Origin of the sequence: Streptomyces sp. NPDC047886 (genome assembly GCF_043204435.1) — a bacterium.
In the GTDB taxonomy this organism is placed as follows: Bacteria; Actinomycetota; Actinomycetes; order Streptomycetales; family Streptomycetaceae; genus Streptomyces.
In genome coordinates, this window is sequence record NZ_JBIDCF010000003.1 from 217,764 (window position 1) to 242,478 (window position 24,715).

A 24,715-nucleotide genomic window follows, 5' to 3' on the forward strand; every position below is an offset into this window, starting at 1 on the left:
AGAATCGCCCATTCTGACGGCCGCATATTACGCAGACAAATTCCCCATTATTGCGGCCCTTCGGGGCGTTTCCGCCAGAGCCCACCATACGCATCATGGAATATATGAATAATCGGCTGGACGGCAGAGACCTCCGTCCGGAGTTCGCCGGGCGGGCGAAGGGCAGCGCGGCAGAGAGAAGGCGTGGTGCGTCGAGAACTCCCTCGCGGGCAGGCGACGGTCACGCGCACCGCCACCCGGGCATCTGGCTCATGGAGGGGGAAGGGCACGGGGCTGAGGCCAGTCGAAGGCCGTTCCCGCACACCAGGCGACCCTGATGGCAGTGAACGATCCCTGATGCTGGAAACGCGCACGAGGCTTAACCTGGGAGTGGGTCGGCACACTCTCACGTGCGACCGGCCCGAAAGGGCGACCCCGGTGTGTATACGCCGGGGTCGTGTAACCGGCACCGTGGCGCCCGCAGGGAGTAGGGCATGATCCATTCAGCCGATATCCGCGAGTGGCGTGGCCACGACGTCATCGACCCCAAGGGCCGCAAGATCGGCGTCCTCGAAGCGATCTACGTCGACACCGCCACCGACGAACCGGCTATGGCCACCATCCGCACGGGGCTACCCACCCGCCAGCACCTCGTCTTCGTCCCGCTCGGCGAGGCCGTTCTGGGACCGGACTACGTCAAGGTCGCGCACACCAAGGGACTGGTGAAGAAGGCCCCTGCCATCGGCACGGACGACATCCTGCCCGCCGAGCAGGAGGAAGCGGTCTTCAAGCACTACGACCTGGCCTACCAGCCCGGCACCCACGGCGAACGGCAGTTGGCGCGCCGCTGACCTACCGTGTCCGCGCCGTAGACACACCGGTGGAGGTGCTCTCGATATGGCATGGCTCCTGTTCCTGCTGCTCGCGGCCGTCATCCTGGGAATCATCGGCGTGGTGGTGGAGGGCCTGGTCTACCTCCTGATCATCGGCATCGTGATCGTCGTGGCCGAGGTGGTGTTCATCGCAGTGCGCTCCAAGAGCTCAGGCCGGCGCCGCGTCCGATGACACCGGTTCGACGTCATGGGTACCCGCTTGGCCGACGTAGTCGCCAGGTCCCTCGTCGCTGTGACCGCTACCGCACAGTCGACCGCCTCACCGCCTTCGCTCGCTCGCGTTCGTAACCGCCTCAGCGGGCCCATCAACGTTGCCGGTCAACGCGACACACGATCGACCACGAGGGGCCAGAACTCCGATTTATCCACGCTCGTGCCCCATCCGTGCCCTTCAGCGCGGTCAACACCGGTCATGAGCGGTGCGGCGATGCCATTCCGATCACACCGAGCCCTGCCGTTTCCGCAGGTCACACAGGCCCTCAAGCCGGGAGGAGCCGTTGATTCCCAAGCTCAGAGCGCGGGTTCGATTCCCGTCACCCGCTCCGAAGTGAAGCCCCAGGCCATCGGCCCGGGGCCTTGTTGTTGTCTGGCCGCCTCAGGGGCCGCCGAGCCCGCCCGCACCATCTAGGTGGCGCGGGGACAGTGCCGCCTCCGCATGCGGGTGAGGGGCTGCGTGATCCGCACCACTCCCGACAGAGGAACGTTCCCCCGCAGGCGCGAACGCGAAGATCTTCCTCGACAAGCACCCGCGCCCGCGCCCGCGCCCGCGCCCAGAGGGAGACATCCCCGCAGGGCCGCACCGGGGCGACCGCTCCTGCGACGATCTGTTCATCGCCGACGAGGCGGCGCTCCTTCACCGGTGGACGGAGCGGTTCGACGAGGTGGAGCACGTGTTCGTCGGCGCTCTCTCGTACCGCATCGCCGACGTGGCGCGGGCCGTCCTCGTCCTGACACCACGTATCAGCGTGGGGCGGGAAAGGGCTCAAGGACCGTCGGTGGCGCTTGCGGGCCGTGGGCGGATGCTGCGACGCCACGTCCGGGTCTGCTCGTTCCAGCTGATGACCACACTGGCATCGCCCTCGGGTGGGGCGGCGAGGGCCTTGAGGTCAGTGTCGATCAGGGCTTGCAGCGCCGCGTCCGGCAGATTCGGCGGTACGTGGAAGCTGAGCCCGGTGCGGTCTTCATGAACGACGATCCAGTAGGAATCCCCGACCTCGAGTTCTTGGACTTCCCGCTCTCGATCCTGCCACCGGTGGACGAGTGCGCGAACAGCGCTGCGAGCGGAGCACCGGCTGCCAGGCCGCCCTGGACGCCGAGCGGTACCTCGCCGCCCCCTGACCCTCCGTCGCCTCCGCACCCCGCTCCCGCGCCCGACCGGCGCGGGGCGGGGCCGGGGCGGGACCGGGGACACGGTGGGACGGTGCGGGCGAGGATCTCGCGGATGCGGCGGAGCCCCTCGGGCTCCGCCGAGTGCCAGACCCCGAGTGTCAGGGCCCTGGTGCCGTGCGCGTCGGGGGCCGCGTGCTCATCCGCAGCAGGACGTACCCCCACAGGCCGGTGCCGCCTCGACGGCCGGCAGCGGCGGCGTGCCGGTCGCGGGCTTCACCGCACGCACGATGGCGGAGTGCATGCCGTCGGCCACCTCATGCGTCGGCACGATCTCCACCTCCGTGAACCCGGCGTCCTGCAGGCCCCGCCGATACTCGCCCATCGACAGCGCCCCGGCGACGCACCCCACGTAGTCGCCGCGCTCGGCCCGCTGTTCGGGCGTCAGACGGTCCTCCGCGACCACGTCCGAGACCCCGATGCGCCCGCCTGGCACGAGGACCCGGAACATCTCCGCGAAGACGGCGGGCTTGTCGACGGACAGGTTGATCACGCAGTTGGAGATCACGACGTCCATCGTGCCCGCAGGCAGCGGCAGGGACTCGATGGTGCCCTTGAGGAACTCGACATTGGCCGCACCCGCCTTCTCCGCGTTGGCCAGCGCGAGCGCCAGCATCTCCTCGGTCATGTCGACCCCGTACGCCTTGCCGGTCGGCCCCACCCGCCGGGCGGACAGGAGCACGTCGATCCCGCCGCCCGAGCCGAGGTCCAGTACGCGCTCGCCCTCGCGCAGTTCGGCCACGGCGAGCGGGTTTCCGCAGCCGAGGGAGGCGGCGACCGCCTCCGCGGGCAGCGAGTCGCGGTCTTCCGCCTCGTAGAGCCCGGCGCCGAAGTCGCCGTCGGCTTCCGTGGTGCCCGGCCCACCACACGCGGTGGCCCCCTCGGTGACCCGCAGAGCCGCCGCGGCATACCCGACGCGGACCTTCTCGCGCAGTTCCATGGACTGCTCGCTCATACCACGCCCTCCTTGATTCGATTCCTGCCGATATCAGAATCTCTCCGACATCGATGGATGTCAACATAGAAGTATGTCGAATCACCGGATGGCGCCCGGCGCCGGCGCGAGGCCGGGCGTGGGCGACCCGAGGCGTCCCCGTCGGCGCCCCGGCATGACGGCGGCAGGGCGAGGCACCAGGGCATGTGGACGCTGAAGGCCCAGGGCAGCGGCCTGGGCCTTGCGCACCCCCGGCCCTCGCCCCGCGCCCCGCGCCCCGCGCCCCGCGAGGAGCGGCATCCCCACCCCCACCGGCAGGAGCGTGACCGGCTCGCGGCGCGGTTCCTCGACGCGTTCACCGGAGGAGACGTCGAGGGGCTGAGGGAGCTGCTCACGTGGGCCCCGTCGCAGACGCTTGGGCGCTTCTGCGCCGAACACGGCAGGTCCGCCATGCGCCCGGCTGACGGGCACAGGGCCGCCGCGCCACCGGCCCCGACTCTCCGCCGCGCCACCGGCCCTGGCTGTCGCCGCGCCGACTGCCGTGGCTGTCCGCCGGCCACGGGCGCCGGACAGCCCGCGGTGGACCCGGCGCGCGGATACGGCCAGACCACGCGGCGCGGACGCGGCGTGTGGCCGGGCCGGGCCGGGCCGGTCATCCGATGACGGGGCGTTCCTCGGGGAGTTCATAGCGGCGGGTGCGCTCGCGCAGGGCGAGGGCGGAGACGAGGGTGACCGGGCCGAGGCGGCCGACGAACATCAGGATGACGGCGATCAACTGTCCGGGGACCGGCAGTTGCGCGCTGACACCTGCGGACAGCCCGTTGACGCCGAAGGCCGACACCGCTTCGAACAGCACCACCTCGAACGGTGCCTTCACCACCGTCATGAGCGCCAGGGACGCCGCCGTGACGAAGCCGACGCCGAGGAGGGCGACGGTGAGTGCCTGCCGCAGGGCGTGGGGGGCGATACGGCGGCCCAGGATCGTGGAGTTGGGTTCGCCGCGCACCTCGGCGACCATCGCGGCGGCGAGGACGGCGAAGGTGGTGACCTTGATGCCGCCCGCCGTGCCGGCGCTGCCGCCGCCGATGAACATCAGCGCGCACGTCATCAGCAGCGTCGCGTCCTCCAGGGAGCCGATGTCGATGGCGTTGAAGCCGCCGCTGCGGGTCATGACGGAGTGGACGAAGCCGTTGAGCAGCTTGTCCTCCCAGTCGAACCGGCCCAGCGTGCCGGGGTTGCCCCACTCCAGGAGGCAGGTCAGCGCGGTCCCGGCCAGCAGCAGGCCCGCGGCCGTGATCAGGGTGAGTCTGGTGTGGAGGGACCAGCCGCGCCGCCCCGTCGTACGCCTTCGGGTGCGGTGCCGGAGCACTTCCAGCAGCACGGGGAAGCCGATGCCGCCGAGGATCACGGCCACCGCTATCGGCAGCGTCACCAGCGGGTCCGTGGCGTACCGCATCAGGCTGTCGGGCCGGAGGGCGAAGCCGGCGTTGTTGAACGCCGACACCGCGTGGAAGAAGCCGTGGTAGACGGCGTCACCGGGCGGCATCGCGTACCCGTACCGGAAGCGGAGCGCCAGCCACGCCCAGACCGCGAGTTCGACGGCGGCCGTCGTCGCGGCGACGCCGAGAAGGACCCGGCGTACGTCTCCGATGCCGAGGCTCCTGGTCTCGGCGGCCGCCGTCAGCTGCATGCGCAGCCGCAGCCTGCCCGAGACCAGCAGGGCCAGCAGGGACGCCATCGTCATGATGCCGAAACCGCCGACCTGGATGAGGGCCAGGATGACGCCCTGACCGAAGCCGCTCCAGTACGTCCCCGTGTCGACCACGACCAGGCCCGTGACGCACACCGCCGAGGTCGCGGTGAACAGGGCCGTAACCACACCGGTCGCGCCGCCGTCGGCGGAGGCCACGGGCAGGGTCAGCAGGACGGTGCCGCCGAGGATGACCGTCGAGAAGGCCATGACGGTCGTACGGGCCGGGTGGGTGGTGAACAGCGCCTGCCACAGCCGCGCCACGCGTCCTGCCACCGCTCGCTCCCGGCCTTCCCACGCTGGTCCCGGCTGCCCGGTGCGCCGTCCTGTCGGCGGTCGCTCGCGGAGCGTGCCGGCGGTCGCTCGCGGAGCATGCCGACGGTCGCTCACGGAGCATGCCGACGGTCGCTCGCGGAGCATGCCGACAGGGCCTCCCCAGCCCGGCGGTCGGTCAGCTTACCGGCGGTCCTCCGCACGCCGCCGAAGGCGCGTGCGGGCATGTCGTGCCGGTGTCGGCGGTCGTCACCGCGAGGTTCCCGGCGCGCCGCTCGCGCCGCGGAGATGGCGCACCGGCCCCGCGTACGCGCGTACCCGCGAACCGGCGGACCGGCGGACCGGCGGACCGGCAGCACCCGCGTACCCGCGAACCGGCGGATCGGCGTGCCGGCGTCGGGCGGCGAACCCGCGTACCCGCGTACCGCGGTGAGCGCGGGCCGCCGGCGGCCGGGTCTCGATGGGCGTCATCCGATTCGGGCCATATGGTGCGGTTCGCGCCCCACGTAAAGTAATCGCCAAGGCGTCACCCGTATGCGGGACGCCTCGCTCATGTGTCGCATCGTCGAGGAGAGCCGTCGTGCCCGTTCTGCGGATGAGCAGTACTCCCCTGCCCGGCATCGGGGTCCGTTACGACCTCACCACGCGGGAGGACCGGCACCTGTCGGTGGTCGCGCGGCGCGACGGAACGCGGGTGCTCAACGCGTACCGCCAGGACGATCCCGACGCCTGCGCCCTGTCCGTGAGACTCACCGCCGGTGAGTCGGAGGCACTCATCGACGCGCTCATGCCCGCCCACCACAGCCCCAACCTGCTGTCCACCACGGACCTCGGGCTGGTCGCCGAGCGGATCGAGCTGGCCGCGGCCTCGTACTGGAACGGGCGGCTGCTCGGCGACACCCGTATGCGGACGGAGACGGGCGTGTCCATCGTGGCCGTGCTGCGCAGAGCCGACGCCATTCCCGCGCCGGGGCCGGACTTCCGTCTGGCCGGCGGCGACACCCTCATCGTCATCGGCACCCGCGAAGGCGTCGACGCCGCCGCCGCGATACTCGGAAGGGAGTGATGAGTGCACTCGTCCGCCGTCTTCCTCATTGAGTTCGGTGCGATCATCCTCGGCCTCGGCCTGCTGGGGCGGATCGCCGGACGGCTGAAGTTCTCCCCCATACCCCTCTACCTCCTCGCCGGTCTCGCCTTCGGCACCGGCGGGCTGCTCCCCCTCGGCGCGAGCGAGGAGTTCGTGGCGATCGGCGCCGAGATCGGCGTCGTCCTCCTGCTCCTGATGCTCGGTCTCGAGTACACCGCCACCGACCTCGTCACCAACCTGAAGAAGCAGTACCCCGCCGGCCTGGTGGACGCCTGCCTGAACGCCCTGCCAGGCGCGGCGATGGCCCTGCTGCTCGGCTGGGGGCCCGTCGCCGCCGTCGTGCTGGCGGGAGTCACCTGGATCTCGTCCTCCGGCGTGATCGCCAAGGTCCTCGGCGACCTCGGGCGCCTCGGCAACCGCGAGACGCCCATCGTGCTGAGCATCCTGGTCCTGGAAGACCTCTCCATGGCGGTCTACCTGCCGATCCTCACCGCCCTGCTGGCCGGTACCGGGCTCGCCGCCGGCAGTGTCACCCTCGCCATCGCGCTCGGCGCCGCCGGACTCGTCCTCTTCCTGGCCCTGCGGTACGGCAGGGTCATCTCCCGTTTCGTCTCCAGTGACGACCCCGAGAAGCTCCTCCTGGTCGTCCTCGGCCTGACCCTCCTGGTGGCGGGCATCGCCCAGCAGCTCCAGGTGTCCGCGGCGGTCGGCGCGTTCCTCGTCGGCATCGCCCTGTCGGGCGAGGTCGCCGAAGGCGCCCACAACCTGCTCAGCCCGCTGCGGGACCTGTTCGCGGCCGTCTTCTTCGTCTTCTTCGGCCTCCACACCGACCCCGCCAGCATCCCGCCCGTCCTCCTCCCGGCCCTCGCCCTGGCCGTGGTCACGGCCACCACGAAGATCGCCACCGGCTACTGGGCCGCCAGGCGGGCCGGGATCTCCGCCAAGGGACGGTGGCGGGCGGGCGGCACCCTCGTGGCGCGGGGCGAGTTCTCGATCGTCATCGCGGGACTCGCCGTCACCGCGGGCATCGAACCCTCCCTCGGGCCGCTCGCCACCGCGTACGTCCTGATCCTGGTGGTGCTGGGTCCGCTCACCGCCCGCTACACCGAGCCCATCGCCACCCGGCTCACCAGCCGCGGGCGACGCCACGCCCCCACGGAGCTGGTGGTCGTGCCTCCGCAGGAGGAGATGCTCGACCCGGTGGAAGACGGCACGGCAGGACGGGCCTGATCCTGATCCTGATCCGGCGATCGCAGAACCCGTGGCGGCGGCTGGCTGGCACGGGCGCGGCACCTCCTCGAGGACGCGCGGGCGGCAACATGGCCGGACGCGGGTCGCCCGTCGGGAGACGGGCCGGCCGGCTACGGGCCCGTCCCCGGCCGGACGCCGTCGCCCGTCGAGAGACGGGCCTGTCCGGGCCGAGACGGGTCCCGCCCAGGTCGAAACGGCCCGCCCGAGCCGAGACGGGTCCCGGCCGGACGCCGTCGCCCGTCGCGGCCTGGTGGCTCGTCACGTCTCGGCGACGGCTTCCAGCGGGCTCAGGGCGGCCGCCCGGCGGGCGGGGACGGTGGCCGCGACCGCGCCGATCGCGAGGGACAGCAGGCATACGAGGAGGAGCGTGCCCCAGGGCGGTGCCAGGGAGTACTGCTCGATCGCGCCGTTGGCGAGCGAACCGACCGCCCAGGCGCCGAACAGGCCGCCCGCCAGGCCGAGGAGCGTGCCGAAAGCGGCGACGGTCACCGCCTCCAGGCGGATCATCCGCCGGATACCGGCACGGTCCATGCCGATGGCGCGCAACGCGCCGATCTCCCGGGTGCGTTCGGCGACCGACACGGCCAGGGTGTTCAGGATGCCGAGCGCGCCGATCACGGCACCGACGGCGAGCATCCCGTACATCACCGTCAGCAGGTCGGCCATGGGGCCGGCGGCCTCGGCGACGAGTCGCCGCCGGTCCTGCACCTTCACCAGCGGGCTGTCGCCGACGGCGGTACGCAGCCGGTCCTCGACGCTCTGCGACACCGCGCCGTCGTCGGTGCGGACGAGGACGCGCTGCACGGAGCCGGGCAGGAGGCTGTTCCTCGCCACCTCGGTACGGGCGCCCAGGGCGTCGCGGGCGACCGGGTTGTCCCTGTACACGCCGACGACGGTGTAGCCCGTGGGCTCTCGCTGCCGGCCGATGCTCGCGTCGAGCCGGCCGCCCGTGGTGACGCCGTGCTCCCGAGCGAGGGTGCTGGAGACGGCGATCCGGCCCGGACCGAGGTCTCTTGCGGAGCCGCTGACGAAGTCGAGCTTCATGACGGCGTTCACGGTGTCGGGGTCGACGCCCGCGATCTCCCGGACACCGCCGCCGGTGAACAGGGTGGAGTCCGTGACGGCGCTCGCGGTCCGCACCCCGGCGGTGCCGGCCACCTGCCGTACGGCGGCCGGGTCGATCCCGGCCATGGTGGAGCGGCTGCTGATCACGTAGTCGGCGCCGAGCCCGGCCGCCGCCTGGCGGTCGAGGGCCTGCCCGGTGGAGTTCCCGATGACCGCGAGCCCCGCGACCAGTGCGGTGCTGATCAGCAGGGTGGCGGCGGTGGCGGCGGTGCGGCGCGGATCGCGCAGGGCGTTCTCCCGGGCGAGACGGCCGGTGATGCCGAAGCGGCCGGTCAGGCGTCCGGTCAGCCGGATCACCGGGACGGCGAGCAGGGGCGCGAGGACGATCAGCGCGGTGACGAGGAGGCCGCAGGCGAGCATCGCGTCCCGCAGGTTCTCCTCGGACGCGTCCTTCGCCGCCCCGCTGAGCGAGATCAGCAGACCGGCTCCGAGGACCAGCAAGGCCAGGCCCACCACGCCGCGCGTCCGGGTACGGGCGGCGGAGGCCGGCTGTCCGGCCGTGCGCAGCGCCTCGACGGGCGCGACCTTCGCCGCCCTGCGGGACGGCAGCCACGCGGCGAGCACGGTGACGCCCACGCCCACACCGAGCGCCGCCGCGACCGGGCGCGGGCCGATCACCAGGGGGCCTCGGGGCAGCGTGTTCCCGCCGGTGCTCAGGACGGCGGGCAGCACCGAGGCGATGCCGAGGCCGAGCAGGAAGCCGGCCGCCGATGCGACGAGGCCGACCAGGGTGGCCTCCAGGAGGACCGAGCGGGACACCTGGCCGCGCGAGGCGCCGATCGCCCGCAGCAGGGCGATCTCGCGGGTGCGCCGCGCCACCAGCATGGTGAAGGTGTTGACGATGAGGAACGAGCCGATGAAGAGGGACACTCCGGCGAAGACCAGCGGCAGCTTCGCGTACCCCCGGGTCAGGGTGTCGACGAGGACGGCCTGCTGAGCGGCGAGGGCGGCGCCGGTGGTGGCCTCGGCGCGGTCGGCCGGGAGCACGTCAGTGACCCGGCGGGCGAGGTCGGACGGGTCGGTGCCGGGCGTCGCCGACAGGTCGATGCCGGTGTAGTGGCCCGGGGACGCGAACAGCTTCTGGGCGGTCGCCTTGTCGAACAGGGCGAGGGTGCCTCCGGCGGTCACCCGGGTGTCGGTGGTGGTGACGATGCCGACGAGCCGCTTGGTCATGACGGGGCCGTCGGTGGCCAGGGTGATCGTGTCCCCGACGCGGAAGCGGCCGGCGGCGGCGGTGCCGCCGTCCACGGCGAGTTCACCGCTGTCCGCCGGGGCACGGCCCTCGGTCAGCGGGTAGCGGCGGTCCTCGCCGTCCGCGCCGGGCACGTAGGCGGCAGCCAGGTTCGACCACGCCCGGTCGGCCCGCAGCGGGGTGCCGTCCGCCGCGTTCATGGTGGCCGAACCGTCGACGGCGGGCCGTACGGCGGCGACGCCGGGCACGTCGGCCAGTCTCCGTACGAGTGCGTCGTCGAGGGCGCCGCTCGGCTGGTCCGCGCGGGCCCCGGCAGCGCCGGAGGGGGCCCCGGGCGGGGGTTCCTTCGCGGTCACGGTGACCGCGATGCCGGCGAAGTTCTTCGACGCGGCGGCGCGATGGGCCTCGGCGGTGGAGTCCGCGAAGACGAGGGTGCCGGAGACGAACGCGACCCCCAGACAGACCGCGAGGACGGTCATGATCTGGCGGGCCTTGTGCGCCAGGATGTCGCGCAGGGCTGTTCTCAGCATGGGTGGCTTCCGGAGGAGGGCGAGGGCGAGGGCGAGGGAGAGGGAGACGGGGAGGGGGAGGGAGAGGGAGGGCGAAGGCGAGGGAGACGGGAGGGCGAAGGCGAGGGAGACGGGGAGGGCGAGGGCGAGGGCGGTCAGCCGGTGGTGCGTGAGCGGGGGTCGAGTTCCCTCATGCGCTCCAGGACCCGGTCCTGCGTGGGGTGGGCGATCTCGTCCACCACGCGGCCGTCGGAGAGGAAGACCACGCGGTCGGCGTAGCCGGCGGCGACGGGATCGTGGGTGACCATGACGACGGTCTGGCCCAGCTCCCGTACGGAGTCGCGCAGGAAGCCGAGGACCTCGGCCCCGGCGCGGGAGTCGAGATTGCCGGTGGGCTCGTCGCCGAAGACGATCGCGGGACGGGAGGCCAGGGCGCGGGCCACCGCCACGCGCTGCTGCTGCCCGCCGGACAGCTGCGCGGGCCGGTGGTGGAGGCGCTCGGACAGGCCGACCATGGAGACCACCCGGTCCAGCCACCGCTGGTCGGGGCGGCGTCCGGCGATGGTCGACGGCAGCGTGATGTTCTCCAGCGCGGTCAGCGTCGGCAGCAGGTTGAACGCCTGGAAGACAAATCCGACGCGGTCACGGCGCAGTCGCGTGAGCTGCCGGTCGTTCAGTGTGCTCAGTTCGGTGGTGCCGACGCGTACGGAGCCGGAGGTGGGCGAGTCCAGGCCGGCCGCGCAGTGCAGCAGGGTGGACTTGCCGCAGCCGGACGGGCCCATGATCGCGGTGAACTGGGCCTCGTGGAAGGCGATGTCCACCTGGTCCAGGGCGACGACACGGGTGTCACCGCTGCCGTAGACCTTCGTCAACGCGCGGGTGGCGGCCGCGATGCCGCCGTCCGTCGGGCGCGGCACAAGCGGGTCGGCGATCATGGGGGACTCCTCTTCGACGTACGGAAGGCGCACGTCGAAGGGTGTCGGGGGAACGTATCGGGGACTGGGCGGCCGTGTATCGGCGTCCGCGCCGCTGCGTACCGGTTCTGTAGCGCGGGCGGTCAGTCCGGCAGGCGCAGGGTGGCGACGGCGCCGCCGTCCGGGGCGTTGTCCAGGCGCAGTTCGGCACCGAGGAGCCGGGCCTGCCCCAGGGCGATGGTCAGGCCCAGGCCGTGGCCCGAGCCGCGTTCCGCCGCGCCCGTGTGGAAGCGGCGCGGCCCGTGGAGCAGCAGGTCAGGCGGGAAGCCGGGGCCGTGGTCGCGTACGACGACCGTACGGCCCTCGACGCCGACCCGCACCGGGGCGGCACCGTGCCGGTGGGCGTTGACGACGAGGTTGCCGACGATCCGCTCCAGACGGCGGGGGTCGGTCTCCACGGTCCGGTCGGCCTCCACGGTCCGGTCGACCTCCGCGCCCCGGTCGGCCTCCGCGCCCCGGTCGACCTCCGCGCCCCGGTCGGCCTCCACGGTCCGGTCGACCTCCGCGCCCCGGTCGGCCTCCACGGTCCGGTCGACCTCTGCGGTCCGGTCGACCTCCACGGTCCGGTCGGCCTCCGCGCCCCGCGGTCCGTCGGCGACGGTGACCTCGGTGTCGTAGCCGGTACGCGCCACGGCCTCCGCGACGACGGCGCCGAGCGGCACCCGGGCGCGGACGGGCTGCTCCGCCCCGGCGTCCAGGCGGGAGATCTCCAGCAGATCCTCGACCAGACCGCGCAGATCCCGCACTCGGGCACGGAGCAGGTCCTCCGTCTCACCAGGCGGCAGCAGGTCGACGGCCGCCAGCAGGCCGCCGACCGGCGTGCGCAGCTCGTGGGCCACGTCGGCGGTGAACCGGCGCTCGTTCCGCAGCCGCCGGCCGAGGCTGTCGGCCATCAGATCGACGGTGGCGGCGATCTCGGCCACCTCGTCGTCGCCCCCGGTGGGCCCGGTCCTGGCGTCGAGGTCCCCGGCGGAGATCCGGCCCGCGGTCTCGGAGACCCGCCGCAGCCTGCGGGCGACCAGGCCGGCCCCGTAGACCGCGACGGGCGCGGCCGCCGCGAGCGCGACCAGTGAGGCCACCGCCATCGTCACATCGAGCCGCCGCAGGTCGTGGAGTTCCGGGCCCATGTTGATCTGGACGGCGAGCACCGGGCTGCCCGGGCCGCCGGTCCGCTGAGCGGCCCAGACGCTCGGGCCGACGTTTCCGTCGACCCGGTCGTCGTACGCCGCGTGCCGGTCGCCGTCGGCAGGGCGCCGCAGCGCGGCGGGAAGCTCGGCCGGATCCAGCTCGGCACCGTCTGCCAGAGCTCCGGTACGCCGGTGGACGTCCATCGCCGAGTAGAGCGTGTTGAGGGCCTGCCTCTCGGCTCGGTCACGGATGTCCCGCGCGGTCCACAGGTGCACCAGCACGCCCACCGCCGCCACGACCAGGAAGGCCGTGACGGCCGCGAGCGCGGCGATCTTCCAGCGCAGGGAGGCTCGGACCGGCCATGGCCGGTGGGGCGTACGCACGCGCCTCAGCGCCGGAACTTGTAGCCGAAGCCCCGGACCGTCTCGATCCGGTCGCGGCCCAGCTTCCGCCGCAGCCGCTGCACGCACAGGTCAACGACCCGGCTGTCACCGTCCCAGCCGTACTCCCACACGTTGCGGAGCAGGGTGTGGCGCTCCAGTACGACGCCCGGATGCGCGGCGAACTCCAGCAGCAGCTTCAGCTCGGTCGGGGTCAGTGCCACCGGGCTTCCCGCCAGGGACACCTCCATGCCGGCGGTGTCGATGCTCAGGTCACCGAAGACCAGCACGTCACCCCGGGGCTCCGGGGCGGCCGTGTAGGTCGCCCGGCGCAGCAGCGAGCGGATACGTGCCACCAGGACGTACGTGTCCACCGGCTTGACCACGTAGTCGTCCGCCCCGGCCTCCAGACCGGCGACGACATCGAGCCCGTCACCGCGAGCGGACATCATCAGCACGGGCACCAGGCTGCTCTCCCTGACCCTGCGGCACAGGCCGATGCCGTCCAGGCCCGGCAGCATCACGTCCAGGATCAGCAGGTCGAAGCTGTCGTCGCGGAAGAGTTCCAGTCCTGTCAGCCCGTCGGCCGCGGCCTTCACCTCGTACCCGTAACGCTCCAGGGCGACGCCGAAGGACCGGCGCATCAGCGCGTCGTCCTCCACCAGCAGCACACGGACAGGACGGGAGGACACGGCGGGAGACCCTCCTTCGAAACGGTCCGGGGAGACAGCGGCCCCGATCCACTCGCGACGCGCTCGCGGTCGGCGACCCGAAGGGAACGATACGGCAGACACCGGACACGCCGACCGCGTCACGAGGCTGATGCCGTGGCCACCGGTGGGATCAGCCTCGGGCGCGGACGCCGGGGGCGGGGACGCCGAGTGCGCGCAGGTGGGCGGCGGCCTCCGCCTGCCGGGGGCTCTTCAGCGCGGCGACCAGGGTCCGCCTAGCCTCCCGGTCGCGGGCCAGCGCGCGCAGGACGATCCCGAGGTCGAGGCGGGCCGGCCGGACGCCCCGGACGTCCACAGGACGGCCAGGGCGCCTCCGGCGGAAGGAGCGAGTCCGGGTCGCCGCCGCCCCGGTGGCGCCCGCCCGCCGAGGCCCGCGTGGTGCCCCGGCCGGGCCGGCTGGTCACCGCAGGGTGAGCGGGGTCTCGGACTCGACGCGGGACAGCTTCTCCGGGTTGCGGACGTAGTAGATGCCGGTGATGCGGGCGTCCTCGGCGCGGATCGCCAGGATGCCGTCGATCTCGCCGTCCAGGCGGACGAGGAGTGCCGGGTTGCCGTTGACCGTGGTCGCTTCGGCGGTGATCGTGCCGTCGACCTTGCGCATCCCGCCGGTGAACATGCGGACCACCTTGTCGGCGCCGGTGACCGGCCGCAGCGCGGCCTGCTTCACGCCGCCGCCGTCGCCGACGAGGACGACATCGGGGGCGAGCACGTCGAGGAGGCCCTGCGGGTCGCCGGTCTCCATGGCGCGCCGGAACGCCTCCAGGGCCGCCCGGGTCGCCCTGGAGGAGACCGCCTGGCGGGGGCGGCGGGCGTCGACGTGCCGGCGGGCGCGGTGGGCGATCTGGCGGACGGCGTCGGGGCTCTTGTCGACGGCGGCCGCGATCTCGTCGTAGCCGACGTCGAAGACCTCGCGCAGCACGAAGACGGCCCGTTCGGTCGGCGTCAGCGTTTCGAGGACGAGCATCAGCGCCATCGACACGCTCTCGGCGAGCTCGACGTCCTCGGCCACGTCGGGGGCGGTGAGGAGCGGCTCGGGCAGCCAGGAGCCGACGTACGCCTCCCGGCGGCGCTTCATGGTGCGCAGCCGGTTGAGGGACTGCCGGGTCGTGATCCGGACCAGGTAGGCGCGCTGGTCGCGCACCTGCCCCAGGTCGACGTCGACCCACCGCAGCCAGGTCTCCTGGAGGACGTCCTCGGCGTCGGCGGCCGATCCGAGCATCTCGTAGGCGACGGTGAAGAGCAGGTTGCGGTGGGCGACGAACGTCTCGGTCGCCGGTTCGGCGGCGTGGCCGGTCATCTCCGGATCCTCTTCCCTCGCCATGTCCTGATCTTCTCCTTGTTCCCGGTGGGCGCGCCCGCGCTCCTGGCGGACGCGTCGGTTCGGCGGCTCGGCGCTCAGCGGCGCAGCGGCGCAGCGGCTCAGCGGCTCAGCGGTGGGCGACTCAGCGGCTCAGCGGCTCAGTCAGCGGCTCAGCGGTCAGCGGTCAGCGCGTCGCCGTGCCGGGCCCGCGTCACCTGCCGGCGCTTGGCGTCCTTGAACGCCCAGCTGTACGAGCCGGGCTTGCGCGCCTCGTCCGCCAGATGGCCGACCAGGTTCTTCAGCGCCGACTGCTTGATCATCGAGGCGAGCCGGCCGCCGATGTAGAACTTCTTCACGGTGTCGTCCCTGGAGGCCAGTTGCACGGTGGCGCCGCGACTGCCCACGGCGATGCACTGGCCGAAGAAGCCGATGTCGATGGTGGCGGGCCGCTCGCCCGAGATCCGGTTGACGACCGTGTCGGCGGCGTGCGCGCCCAGCGGGGTCGCGGACTGGCAGCTCATCCGCAGCGGCAGGTCGGACGGTGCCGCCGAGTCGCCGGCCGCGACGATCCGCGTGTCGTCCACGCTCGTCAGCGTCTCGTCCGTGAGCAGGCGGCCCGCGGCGTCGGTGGTCAGGCCGCTGCGCTTGGCGAGGTCCGGTACGCCGAACCCGGCGGTCCACACGGTGACCTCGCTCGGCAGCGCGCGGCCGTCGGCGAGCCGCACCGCGTCGCGGGTCACGGCCGTCACCTTCGTGTCGGGCCCTTCGAGCACGGTCACACCGAGCCGGGCCAGCTGCCTGGCGACGGAGCGCCGGCCTCGCGGGTGCAGATACGTGCCGAGCGCCCCGCCGCAGACGAGGCTCACGGTACGGCCCTCCTCCGCCAGCTCGGCGGCGATCTCGATGCCCGTCGCACCGCCTCCGACCACGGTCACCGGGGCTGTCGCGGGCGTGGCGGCGAGCGCCGACCGCAGCCGCCGCGCCTCCTCCAGGGTGGCGGCCGGGTAGGCGAACTCGGCCGCGCCGGGGACGCGCGGGTCGGCGCTGCCGCTGCCCACGGCGTAGATCAGGTAGTCGTAGTGGACCGTGCCGCCGGACGCGAGCGTCACCACGCGGTCGGCCGCGTCGATCCGTGTCGCGGTGTCGACCACCAGCCGGACGCTCCGGGCGAGGATCTCGCGGTACTCGACGACCGCGTCGTGGGAGCCGCGCACCACTTGGTGGAGCCGGATCCGGTGGACGAAGGACGGGCGCGGATTGATCAGCGTCACGGTCACGTCGTCGCGCCGCGTCAGACGGTTGGCGGCCATGACGCCGGCGTACCCGCCACCGATCACGACGACTTCGGTGCTCTCGGTCATGGTGTCTCCTCCGTTTCCAGGGGTTCGCCCTCAAGACACCGGGTCATCGACCGCTGTGACGCCCTGTGGCGCGGGTCACATCACGGGCGCGGGTCCGTGGGTGTGGATGGGTGGGCGTGGCCTCGGTCGCGGGCCCGACGACTTGCGCCGTCGGCACCCGACTTGCGCCGTCGGCACCCACCTGTTTCGATGAACATCGATATAGACATTCATCGAACTCAGGGGGACCCGTGCACCACTTCGACGTGGCAGTGATCGGCGGCGGCCAGTCCGGCCTCACCACCGCCCGCGCCCTGCTGCGGCAGGGCCTCCAGCCGGTGGTGCTGGAGGCGTCCGACCGCCCGGCGGGGTCGTGGCCGCGCTACTACGACAGCCTCACCCTCTTCTCCCCCGCCCGGTACAGCTCCCTGCCGGGGATGCCGTTCCCCGGGGCCGACCCGGGGCGGTACCCGCACCGGGACGAGGTCGTCGCCTACCTGACCGCCTACGCTGCCGCCCTGGACGCGGACATCCGCACGGGCAGCCGGGTGGCGGGCGTCCGCCGCGCCGACGGCGGGTTCACCCTGGAGCTGGAGGGCGGCGACCGGCTGTCGGCGCGGGCCGTGGTCGCCGCGTCCGGCACCTTCGGCCACCCGCACCGGCCGGAGCTGCCGGGCCTGGGCGCGTTCACCGGCACGGTCCTGCACGCCGCCGACTACCGCGCTCCCGGCCCGTTCGCGGGGCAGCGCGTCGTCGTGGTGGGCGCGGGCAACACCGCGGTGCAGACGGCGGCCGAACTCGCGAAGGTCGCCCGGGTGACGCTGGCCTGCCGCGGCCCGGTGCGGTTCGCCCGGCAGCGGATCCTCGGCCGCGACCTGCACGCCTGGCTGCGGCGCACGGGGCTGGACACCGCGCCGCTCGGGCGGTTCCTGCGGAAGCCCCCGACCCAGCTCGTCATCGACGACGGCCGCTACCGCGCCGCCGTCGCCCAGGGCGCGCCGGACCGGCGGCCGCTGTTCACCGGCGCCGACGGCGCCGAGGTGGCCTGGCCGGACGGCGGCCGGGAGAAGGTGGACACGATCCTGCTCGCCACCGGCTACCGCCCCGATCTCCCCTACCTCGCCGGGCTCGACGGCGCCCTGGACGCCGCCGGGCGCCCCCGGCACCGCGAGGGGGTCGCCGCGGGCGTGCCGGGCCTGGCGTTCGTCGGGCTGGAGTGGCAGCGCAGCCTGTCATCGAACTCCCTGCGGGGCGTCGGCCTGGACGCTGCCCGCGTCGCCCGCCACCTGGCCGCCCGCCTCGGGCGCGGATGACCTGCGCGGGGCGACCCCGGTACGGGAGGGGCGCCGCCGGGGGGCGCATTCCCTTCCGTTCACCCTCCGGTTCCCCTTTCCCTCTTGCCCTCCCTAGATGAAAATGATTATCGTCTTGGTGTTCGCGTACATTCAACGCTCACCAGGGGGGTTTCCTTTGCGTACCTTCGCGCGCACTCTGACCGTCACCGGCTCCATAGCCGCCGCCATCGCCGTCGGCGGGCTCACCGCCGCTCACGCGGCCGGGACCACGCTGTCCAAGGGGCATGTCGACGTCCTCGACGTCGAGTACGACGGCGTCGGCCTCGAACTGCACGTCCACGACGAGTCGGTCACCCCGGACGTCGAGTACGACCCCGCCGACGTGGTGATCCGGGCCCTGCCCGCCTCCGCCTACACCGTCCCGAGCGGCAGCTGCCACAGCCACCTCGGCGCCTCGGGCTCGACCGTCTACAGACTCCCGCAGGTGGAGAACACCAACCTGCTGTGGCCCGGCATCTCCGGCGAGCACATCGGCACGGGGGTGTTCCAGAACGACAAGGTGCAGGTCAAGCTCACCTCCGTGACCGGCCCCGGCAAGATCACCGTCTACAAGAACGGTCTCTGCCCGGTGAACAACCGGTACTTCGACAGCGGTGACGCCGCCCACACGAACACCAAGAACGTCACGGCGGGCGAGCACGACCACGCCAACTGGGTCTTCACCAAGGCCGGCACCTACACCGCCACCTTCCAGGTGAGCGGCGTACGGACGAACGGCACCAAGGTCGGCCCGACGACGGCGACCTTCACCTTCCAGGCCGGCTGATCCACCGGCGGCCCCGCCGCCTTCCGTATCCGCGCCGGGGGCGGGCCGATGGCAGCCGGCCCGCCCCCGGCCCGGCCGTGGTCCACCGTTGTCACGCTCGAAGGAGACGCCCCGTCATGCGGGCCTCACTACCGCGAAGTACGAGGAGAGCCGCCGTCACGACGGCCGTCCTCTCCCTGCTCCTCGCCGCACCCGTCGCACTCGCCGCCGACGAACCGCCCAGGGAGGCGCCCTCCGGAGAACGGGTCGTCCTCGACGGGGGGCATCTGGACCTGGCCGCCCGCCTCCAGGGCGACGGGCTCGAATACCGGATCAAGGACGGGACGGTTCCGGGTGCGCCCGTGTGGCGCGAACCCTCGGACGTACTGCTGCACTTCGATCCGCGGCACGAGATCGTCATCCCGCCGCGCGACGAGGTGCCGCAGTTCGAGGGATTCGGCGAACCCGGTGAAAGCCTCTGGGTCGACAAGGACTTCGAGGTGCGGGAAGGGCTGCTCTGGCCCGGCTGGAACACCCTGGAGATCCTGCCCGCCGCCGTGTCCGGGCCCGTGAAGGTCACCTTCCCGAAGATCGAGGGGCCGGGCCGTCTCGTCATCGGCCAGTTCGAGGACGACCCGGACCTGGGCGTACGCATCGGCGTCACGGTCGACAGCGCCGCGTCCGATCCGGGCTCGGTCGCCCTGCCCGCGTCCACGCACGCCCACCCCCTGTGGATCTTCAACGCCGAGGGCGTCTACCGGATCACGATGGAGATGAGCGCCACCCTGCCCTCCGGGAAGACGGTCACCGACCGGGAGACCCTCGCCGTGGCCGTCGGCGACGTGGACCCGTCCACCGTCGAGCCCGGTGACGGCACCCCGAAGCCGACACCGACACCGACTCCGACTCCGACACCCACTCCCACACCCCCACTCACACCTGCGCCGACCGCCACGGCCACCCCTACAGCCTCTGCCTCACCCACCGGCACCCCCACCGCGACGGCCGCTCCGCCGCCTTCCGGTACCGGCACGCCGGGCCCGGCCGGTCCGCCCGCCCAGACCACGGCGCCCGCCGACGCCCCGCCGACCGGAGGCGGCACGACCGGAAGCGGCACGGCCACGGGCGGGACCGCTACAGGTGGGACGGCTACAGGTCGGACCGCTGCGGGCGGCAGCCTGGCCAAGACCGGCGCGAGCGCGGCGCTGCCCGCCGGCATCGCCCTCGCCGCCGTACTCGCGGGAGGCGCCGCCGTCGTCTCCGTACGCCTGCGCCGGACGGCGGACGCACGGTGAGCCGGGCACGACACGTACGGACGACCGCCCTGGGCGTCGTCGCGGCCGCCCTGCTGGCGGGCGGCTGCGGCCCGGGAGGCGGCGGCGGCTCCGGGCGGGCCGAGCTGACGGTGTCCACGACCACCGGGATCATCGCCGACCTGGTACGCCAGGTCGGCGGCGACCGGGTGGACGTGACCTCGGTCGTACCGCACCACGGCGACCCGCACTCGTACGAGCCGAGCCCCGGCGACGCGGCCCGGGTCGCCGCGTCGGACATCGTCTTCAGCAACGGGCTGCTGCTGGAGGAGCCCGGCATCATGAAGATGATCCACACCAACAGCCGCGAGGGCACGCCCAAGATCGCGATCGGCGAGAAGCTGGAGCAGTACGGCGGCAAGGTCATCAAGCTGAAGGAGGACCTGGGTCTCGACGTGCTGTGGCTCGGCTGGGCCGTGGAGGGCGAGGTCGCGGGCGACGGCTCCCAGGTCCGCACCACGGCCACCGCGTTGGAGGGCCCCGGTGATCTGCACGTCTATCTCACGGACACACTCGGCACCCCGCAGATCCTCATCGACTCCACCGACGGCCTCGACGCCGAGGACTCCTTCACGCTGCCGCCCGAGGCCCACACCCACGTCAACTGGGTGTTCAGCGAGCCGGGCACATACCGGCTCACGGTGCGGGGGCAGACCGAGACCCTGACCGGCGGGACCACGCCGATCGGCGGCGGCACCGTCACCTTCGCCGTCGGCAAGGCGGCGGCTTCGGCAGCGGCCTCGGGCCCCGGTGCGGGTGCGAGCGCGGGCGCGGGTACGGGCGCGGGCGCGGGTACGGGCGCGGGCGCGGGTACGGGCGCGGGCGCGGGCGGGGGCGGGAAGAGGCTGCTCGACGGCGGACACGCGGACGTGGCCCTCAACGCGCGGACCCGGTCGGTGTACGTGCGCTCCGACGACCCGGCCACCGGCGGGCGGACGAACCACCCGGCCGACTCCGTGGTGCTGTCCGTACCGGACAGGGCCAAGGAGGCCGTGCCGAAGGAGGGCGCCTTCCGGTTCCTCGGCGAGCCGGGCGCGGACATCTGGGTGCTGCCGCAGGCGGTCGTCGGCAAGCACGTGCACGGCGACCTGGACCCGCACGCCTGGGCGGACGTCGCCAACGCCGAGGCGTACGTACGGCGCATCGAAGCCGAGCTGGTCGCGGCCGACCCGGACGGCGCGACCGAGTACCGGCGCAACGCCACGGCGTACCTCAAGCGACTGGCCGCGCTGGACCGGGACGTGGCCGCGACGCTCGCCACCGTGCCCGAGGCCCGTCGCAAGCTCATCACCACGCACGACGCCTTCGGCTACCTCGCGGAGGCGTACGGCATGGAGGTGGCCGGCTTCGTCGTACCCGTGCCGAACCGGGAACCCAGCGCGGCCGAGGTCGAGAGGCTCCGCGACACCATCCGGCGCAGGCAGGTGCCCGCCGTCTTCCTGGAGCCCAACCTCGCCGCGCGGGCGGACATCCTGCGCCGGGTGGCCGATGACGAGGGCGTGGCCGTCTGCACGATCTACGGCGACTCGTTCGACGACAAGGTCCACGACTACGTCGCGATGATGCGCCACAACGCGAAGGAACTGGCCCGCTGTCTGGGCCGGGAGGGGAGCTGAGCCCGATGAGGCTCGTACGGATACGCAACGGCAGGGTCGCCCTCGCGGCGGCCGGTGTCCTGGCGCTCGGCGGAACGGCGATGACCGTACCGCAGGCGCCGGAGGACGAGAGCGGTACGCCCGTCGCGGCGGCGCCCGTCGTGGCGGCGCCCGTCGTGGCGGCGCCCGTCGTGGCGGCCGTCACCCTGGCCGACGGGGTGCTCGGCCTCGGCGCGGGCGGTGTGCTGGACCTGGACGACACCCACCTCGTGACCGGGCCCGACGGCACGCGCGTCTGGACGCTGACGCCCGTCTGGGACACCACCGGACTGCCGGTCGGCGCCGTGCGCGGCGACGGGGTGCGCTGGTCGCTGACCGGCGTCGAAGGGCCGGGCGCGCTACGGGTGTACGAGACCGGCGGCGGCCGCCCGGACGGCGAGGAGCCCGTCGTACGGTTCGACAGCGCCGACGGCCTGCCGGACGGATACGACCTGCCGAGCGGGGCGCGCGGCGAGACGCGCTGGGCGTTCGACGCGCCGGGCACGTACCGGCTCACGCTCACGGCGCAGGCGGAGGCGGAGGCGGAGACCGGGGAAGAGACCGGGGCACGGGCCGGGGCCGGAAGGCCGCTGGCCGCGGAGACCCGGTTCACCGTGCGGGTGGGCGACGCGGCCGTGGCCACGCCGGTGGCGCCGCCACCCATCATGTCCCCGACCCCTCGGCCCGCCGCTCCCGAGCGCCCCGGCCGGCCCGACGCCCCGTCGTCGGCGGGCGCAGGTCCGCTCGCCGCCGCCCAGCGGCCCGGCGCGACGGCCGGACGCGTGGAGACGGCGAGGAAGGTGCTCGACGACGGACACGTCGACCTCGCCGCGCGCGTCGTCGACGGGAAAATGCAGCTCCACATCAAGGACGGCACGGTTCCGGGCAAGACCGTCTGGCGCGAGCCGTCGTCCGTCGTGCTGCACGTCAAGCCGCAGGCCAGGAAGGTCGTTCCGGCGGCCAGGGACTTCGCCTTCCTGGGGAAGGCGGGCGATCCGGTGTGGCTGCTCGACCAGGTGCAGCAGCCGGGGCTGCTGTGGCCGGGCTGGTCCACCGACAACATGGCGGCCGGCGCGACGACGGGCGCGGTGGAGTTCACGCTGGTCAAGGCCGAGGGGCCGGGGAACTTCGCGCTGTACAACTACGACGGCCTGTCGGGCGCGACGGTCCGCTTCAACAGCGCGGACGGCGTACCCGACTCCTTCGGCGTACCGCAGAACACGCACGCTCACGGCGGTTGGGCCTTCGGCAAGGAGGGCGTGTACCGGCTGACGTTCTCGATGGCGGGGACGCTGGCGAACGGCACGAAGGTGAGCGACACGGAGACGCTGGCGTTCGCCGTCGGAGCGGTCGACCCGAACACGGTCCCGGTGAACGGCTCGACGGGCGGCTCCGGCGCCGCTTCCGGGTCCACGGGCGGCTCCGGCGCCACGGGTGGCGGCTCGAGCGCCGGTACGAGCAGCGGCACGAACGGCGCCGACACGTCCGGCGGCAGCGGCACGAACGGCGGCGGAGCGTCCGTCGGCGGTACGAGCGGCGGGGGCACGAGCGGTGGTTCCGGCGGCGGCGGTACGAGCGGTGGTTCCGGCGGCGGGGGCGCCATGGCGTCCACCGGCGCCGGGTCCTCCCTCCTGCTAGGCGGCGCGGCCGCCGTGCTCGCCGCCGCGGGAGCCGGCTGCGTCCACCTCGCGCGAAGGCGCCGGGCATGACGGCCGGCGAGACCCTGCTCCGGGTCGATTCCGTCTCCGTCGCGCTCGGCGGCCGTACGGCACTGGAGGACGCGTCCCTGACGGTGTCGGGCGGCGAACTGGTCGGCCTGCTCGGCCCGAACGGGGCGGGAAAGACCACACTGCTCCGTGCCGTCCTGGGGCTCGCCGCCACATCGGCGGGGAGTGTCACGGCCACCGGGACGGTGGGCTACGTACCCCAACGGCACGAGTTCGCCTGGGACTTCCCGATCGATGTCGCGGGCGCCGTACTCAGCGGCCGTACCCGTTCCATCGGCTGGCTGCGGCGGGCGAAGGCGCACGACCGCGCGGCGGCCGACGAGGCGCTGGAGCTGGCCGGGCTGACCGGGCTGCGCCGCCGCCCGATCGGTGAACTGTCGGGCGGCCAGCGCCAGCGCGTCCTGGTGGCGCGGGCGCTGGCCGCCGAGCCGCGGCTGCTGCTCCTGGACGAGCCGTTCACCGGCGTCGACGTACCGACCCAGGACCTGCTCAACGACCTGTTCGGCCGGCTGGCCGGGGATGGCAGAGGACTGCTGATGACCACCCACGACCTGGCCGCCGCGGCCCGCACCTGCACGCGGGTCGTCCTGCTGAACCGCACGGTCGTCGCCGAGGGCGGCCCCGGGCTGCTGGCCGACCCCGGGCAGATGCTGCGGGCCTTCGGCCTCGACCGGGCGGTCGGCGCGGAAGCGGGAGCCGTCGCGTGACCGACCACCTCCTCTCCTCCCTCCCCTCCCTCTCGTCCCTCTCCTCGCTCTCGGCCCCCTCGTCTCTCTCGTTCCTCTCGTTCCTCACCGACCCGTGGGAACTGCCCTTCATGCGGCGCGCCTTCCTGGTCGCCGCGGTCATCGGCGTGGTCTGCGGCGTGGTGGGCGTGTACGTCGTCCTGCGCGGCATGGCCTTCATCGGGGACGCGGTGGCGCACTCGGCGTTCCCCGGCGTGGCGCTCGCGTACGCCTTCGAGGGCAACCTGCTGCTCGGCGGGGCGGCGGCCGGTGTGACGACGGCGGTGCTGATCGCCTTCGTGTCGCAGAACCGCCGGCTCAAGGAGGACACCGTCATCGGCGTGTTCTTCGCCTTCGCCTTCGGGCTCGGCATCGTCCTCGTCTCGACGCGCGACAGCTGGACGACCGACCTGTCGTCCTTCCTGTTCGGGCAGGTCCTCGCCGTCGACTGGTCCGACGTGTGGCGGGTGACCGGCGTCGGCGCGGTGCTCGTCGCCGTCGTCCTCGTGCTGCGCAAGGAACTGGTGGCCGTCACCCTCGACCGCGAGACGGCCCGCGCGGCCGGCCTGCCGGTCCTCCGCCTCGACCTGACGCTGTACGTCATCGTGACGGCCACCATCGTCATGGCCCTGGAAGCGGTCGGCAACATCCTCGTCCTGGCACTGCTCATCACTCCGGCGGCCACGGCGCGGCTGCTGACCGAACGGCTCTGGGCGATGACGCTGCTCGCGTCCCTCTTCGGCTGCGCGGGCAGCCTGGCCGGGCTGTACGTCAGCTACGCGTACGACCTGGCGGCGGGCGGCTCGATCGTCGTGGTCCTGACCGGGTTCTTCGCCCTGGCGTGGCTCCTGGCCCCCCGGCACGGACTGCTGTCCCGACTGCGCCCCACCCCGACCGGCGCCACCGCCGCCGACGGGACCGCCTCCTGAGGCCGGGGCGGTCAGGCAGCGTCGCCCAACGGCACCGGGAGGTCCGCCAGGCGCC

Annotated in this window: 20 protein-coding genes; 11 read left to right on the plus strand and 9 right to left on the minus strand. The window is 73.3% G+C overall.

The features are described from left to right. Positions 1–473: 473 nt before the first annotated feature. Together ACGF5U_RS12540 and ACGF5U_RS12545 are read left to right on the plus strand one after the other, a co-directional pair. Positions 474–830: a PRC-barrel domain-containing protein gene (locus ACGF5U_RS12540; protein ID WP_392710029.1), complete on the plus strand. Its 357-nt coding sequence runs from the start codon at positions 474–476 to the stop codon at positions 828–830. A gap of 46 nt (positions 831–876) precedes the next feature. After that, entirely contained in the window at positions 877–1,044 is a 168-nt protein-coding gene (locus ACGF5U_RS12545; RefSeq protein WP_392710030.1) for a hypothetical protein, read from the plus strand. A 1,353-nt stretch (positions 1,045–2,397) separates the two neighbouring features. On the opposite strand, the gene arsM is transcribed toward ACGF5U_RS12545, so the two are convergent. Next, entirely contained in the window at positions 2,398–3,213 is an 816-nt protein-coding gene (gene arsM, locus ACGF5U_RS12550) for an arsenite methyltransferase (protein ID WP_392710031.1), read from the minus strand. A 631-nt stretch (positions 3,214–3,844) separates the two neighbouring features. Further along, positions 3,845–5,218 carry a TrkH family potassium uptake protein gene (locus ACGF5U_RS12555; RefSeq protein WP_392710033.1) on the minus strand — a complete coding sequence of 458 codons (1,374 nt, stop codon included), beginning with the start codon at positions 5,216–5,218 and terminating at the stop codon, positions 3,845–3,847. Between the two features lie 592 nt (positions 5,219–5,810). Here ACGF5U_RS12555 and ACGF5U_RS12560 point away from each other — a divergent pair. Further along, entirely contained in the window at positions 5,811–6,281 is a 471-nt protein-coding gene (locus ACGF5U_RS12560) for a cation:proton antiporter regulatory subunit (protein ID WP_392710034.1), read from the plus strand. Positions 6,282–6,284: 3 nt separating this feature from the next. Beyond that, positions 6,285–7,532, plus strand: coding sequence for a cation:proton antiporter (locus ACGF5U_RS12565; RefSeq protein WP_392710035.1), 1,248 nt, complete (start codon positions 6,285–6,287; stop codon positions 7,530–7,532). A 279-nt stretch (positions 7,533–7,811) separates the two neighbouring features. Here the strand turns inward: ACGF5U_RS12565 and ACGF5U_RS12570 are convergent, their stop codons facing one another. The 7 genes from ACGF5U_RS12570 to ACGF5U_RS12600 all read right to left on the minus strand — a co-directional run bounded on the left by ACGF5U_RS12570 (position 7,812) and on the right by ACGF5U_RS12600 (position 16,253). Next, on the minus strand, positions 7,812–10,400 hold the full coding sequence (locus ACGF5U_RS12570; RefSeq protein WP_392710036.1) for an ABC transporter permease: 2,589 nt from the start codon (positions 10,398–10,400) through the stop codon (positions 7,812–7,814). A gap of 134 nt (positions 10,401–10,534) precedes the next feature. Further along, positions 10,535–11,314 carry an ABC transporter ATP-binding protein gene (locus ACGF5U_RS12575; protein WP_392710037.1) on the minus strand — a complete coding sequence of 260 codons (780 nt, stop codon included), beginning with the start codon at positions 11,312–11,314 and terminating at the stop codon, positions 10,535–10,537. A gap of 122 nt (positions 11,315–11,436) precedes the next feature. Further along, complete coding sequence (locus tag ACGF5U_RS12580; protein WP_392710038.1) at positions 11,437–12,864, minus strand: ATP-binding protein; 1,428 nt, start codon at positions 12,862–12,864, stop codon at positions 11,437–11,439. A gap of 5 nt (positions 12,865–12,869) precedes the next feature. Continuing rightward, the gene (gene cseB / locus ACGF5U_RS12585; RefSeq protein WP_392710039.1) at positions 12,870–13,553 is read right to left on the minus strand and encodes a two-component system response regulator CseB; all 684 of its coding nucleotides are present in this window, start codon (positions 13,551–13,553) and stop codon (positions 12,870–12,872) included. 151 nt (positions 13,554–13,704) lie between these two features. Next, positions 13,705–13,887, minus strand: coding sequence for a hypothetical protein (locus ACGF5U_RS12590; RefSeq protein ID WP_392710040.1), 183 nt, complete (start codon positions 13,885–13,887; stop codon positions 13,705–13,707). Positions 13,888–13,992: 105 nt separating this feature from the next. Next, positions 13,993–14,913, minus strand: coding sequence for an RNA polymerase sigma-70 factor (locus tag ACGF5U_RS12595; RefSeq protein ID WP_392710041.1), 921 nt, complete (start codon positions 14,911–14,913; stop codon positions 13,993–13,995). Positions 14,914–15,062: 149 nt separating this feature from the next. Further along, a complete protein-coding gene (locus ACGF5U_RS12600; RefSeq protein WP_392710042.1) occupies positions 15,063–16,253 on the minus strand; it encodes an NAD(P)/FAD-dependent oxidoreductase in 1,191 nt (396 codons plus the stop codon). Positions 16,254–16,483: 230 nt separating this feature from the next. On the opposite strand from ACGF5U_RS12600, the gene ACGF5U_RS12605 reads away from it, so the two are divergent. The 7 genes from ACGF5U_RS12605 (at position 16,484) to ACGF5U_RS12635 (ending at position 24,660) form a co-directional block, all read left to right on the plus strand. Continuing rightward, positions 16,484–17,545: a flavin-containing monooxygenase gene (locus ACGF5U_RS12605; RefSeq protein WP_392710043.1), complete on the plus strand. Its 1,062-nt coding sequence runs from the start codon at positions 16,484–16,486 to the stop codon at positions 17,543–17,545. A gap of 157 nt (positions 17,546–17,702) precedes the next feature. Further along, positions 17,703–18,353, plus strand: a complete 651-nt coding sequence (locus tag ACGF5U_RS12610) for a choice-of-anchor M domain-containing protein (protein WP_392710044.1) — start codon at positions 17,703–17,705, stop codon at positions 18,351–18,353. Positions 18,354–18,469: 116 nt separating this feature from the next. Continuing rightward, on the plus strand, positions 18,470–19,627 hold the full coding sequence (locus tag ACGF5U_RS12615; RefSeq protein WP_392710045.1) for a choice-of-anchor M domain-containing protein: 1,158 nt from the start codon (positions 18,470–18,472) through the stop codon (positions 19,625–19,627). After that, positions 19,624–21,261 carry a metal ABC transporter solute-binding protein, Zn/Mn family gene (locus tag ACGF5U_RS12620; protein WP_392710047.1) on the plus strand — a complete coding sequence of 546 codons (1,638 nt, stop codon included), beginning with the start codon at positions 19,624–19,626 and terminating at the stop codon, positions 21,259–21,261. Before ACGF5U_RS12615 ends, ACGF5U_RS12620 begins: the two co-directional genes overlap by 4 nt. A gap of 5 nt (positions 21,262–21,266) precedes the next feature. Beyond that, positions 21,267–22,988 (plus strand): choice-of-anchor M domain-containing protein, encoded by a 1,722-nt coding sequence (locus ACGF5U_RS12625; RefSeq protein ID WP_392710048.1) that lies wholly within the window; start codon positions 21,267–21,269, stop codon positions 22,986–22,988. Continuing rightward, positions 22,985–23,713 (plus strand): anchored repeat-type ABC transporter ATP-binding subunit, encoded by a 729-nt coding sequence (locus ACGF5U_RS12630; RefSeq protein ID WP_392710050.1) that lies wholly within the window; start codon positions 22,985–22,987, stop codon positions 23,711–23,713. The genes ACGF5U_RS12625 and ACGF5U_RS12630 overlap by 4 nt, the downstream gene beginning before the upstream one ends. Continuing rightward, on the plus strand, positions 23,710–24,660 hold the full coding sequence (locus ACGF5U_RS12635) for an anchored repeat-type ABC transporter permease subunit (protein WP_392710051.1): 951 nt from the start codon (positions 23,710–23,712) through the stop codon (positions 24,658–24,660). Before ACGF5U_RS12630 ends, ACGF5U_RS12635 begins: the two co-directional genes overlap by 4 nt. The last annotated feature ends 55 nt before the right edge of the window (positions 24,661–24,715 follow it).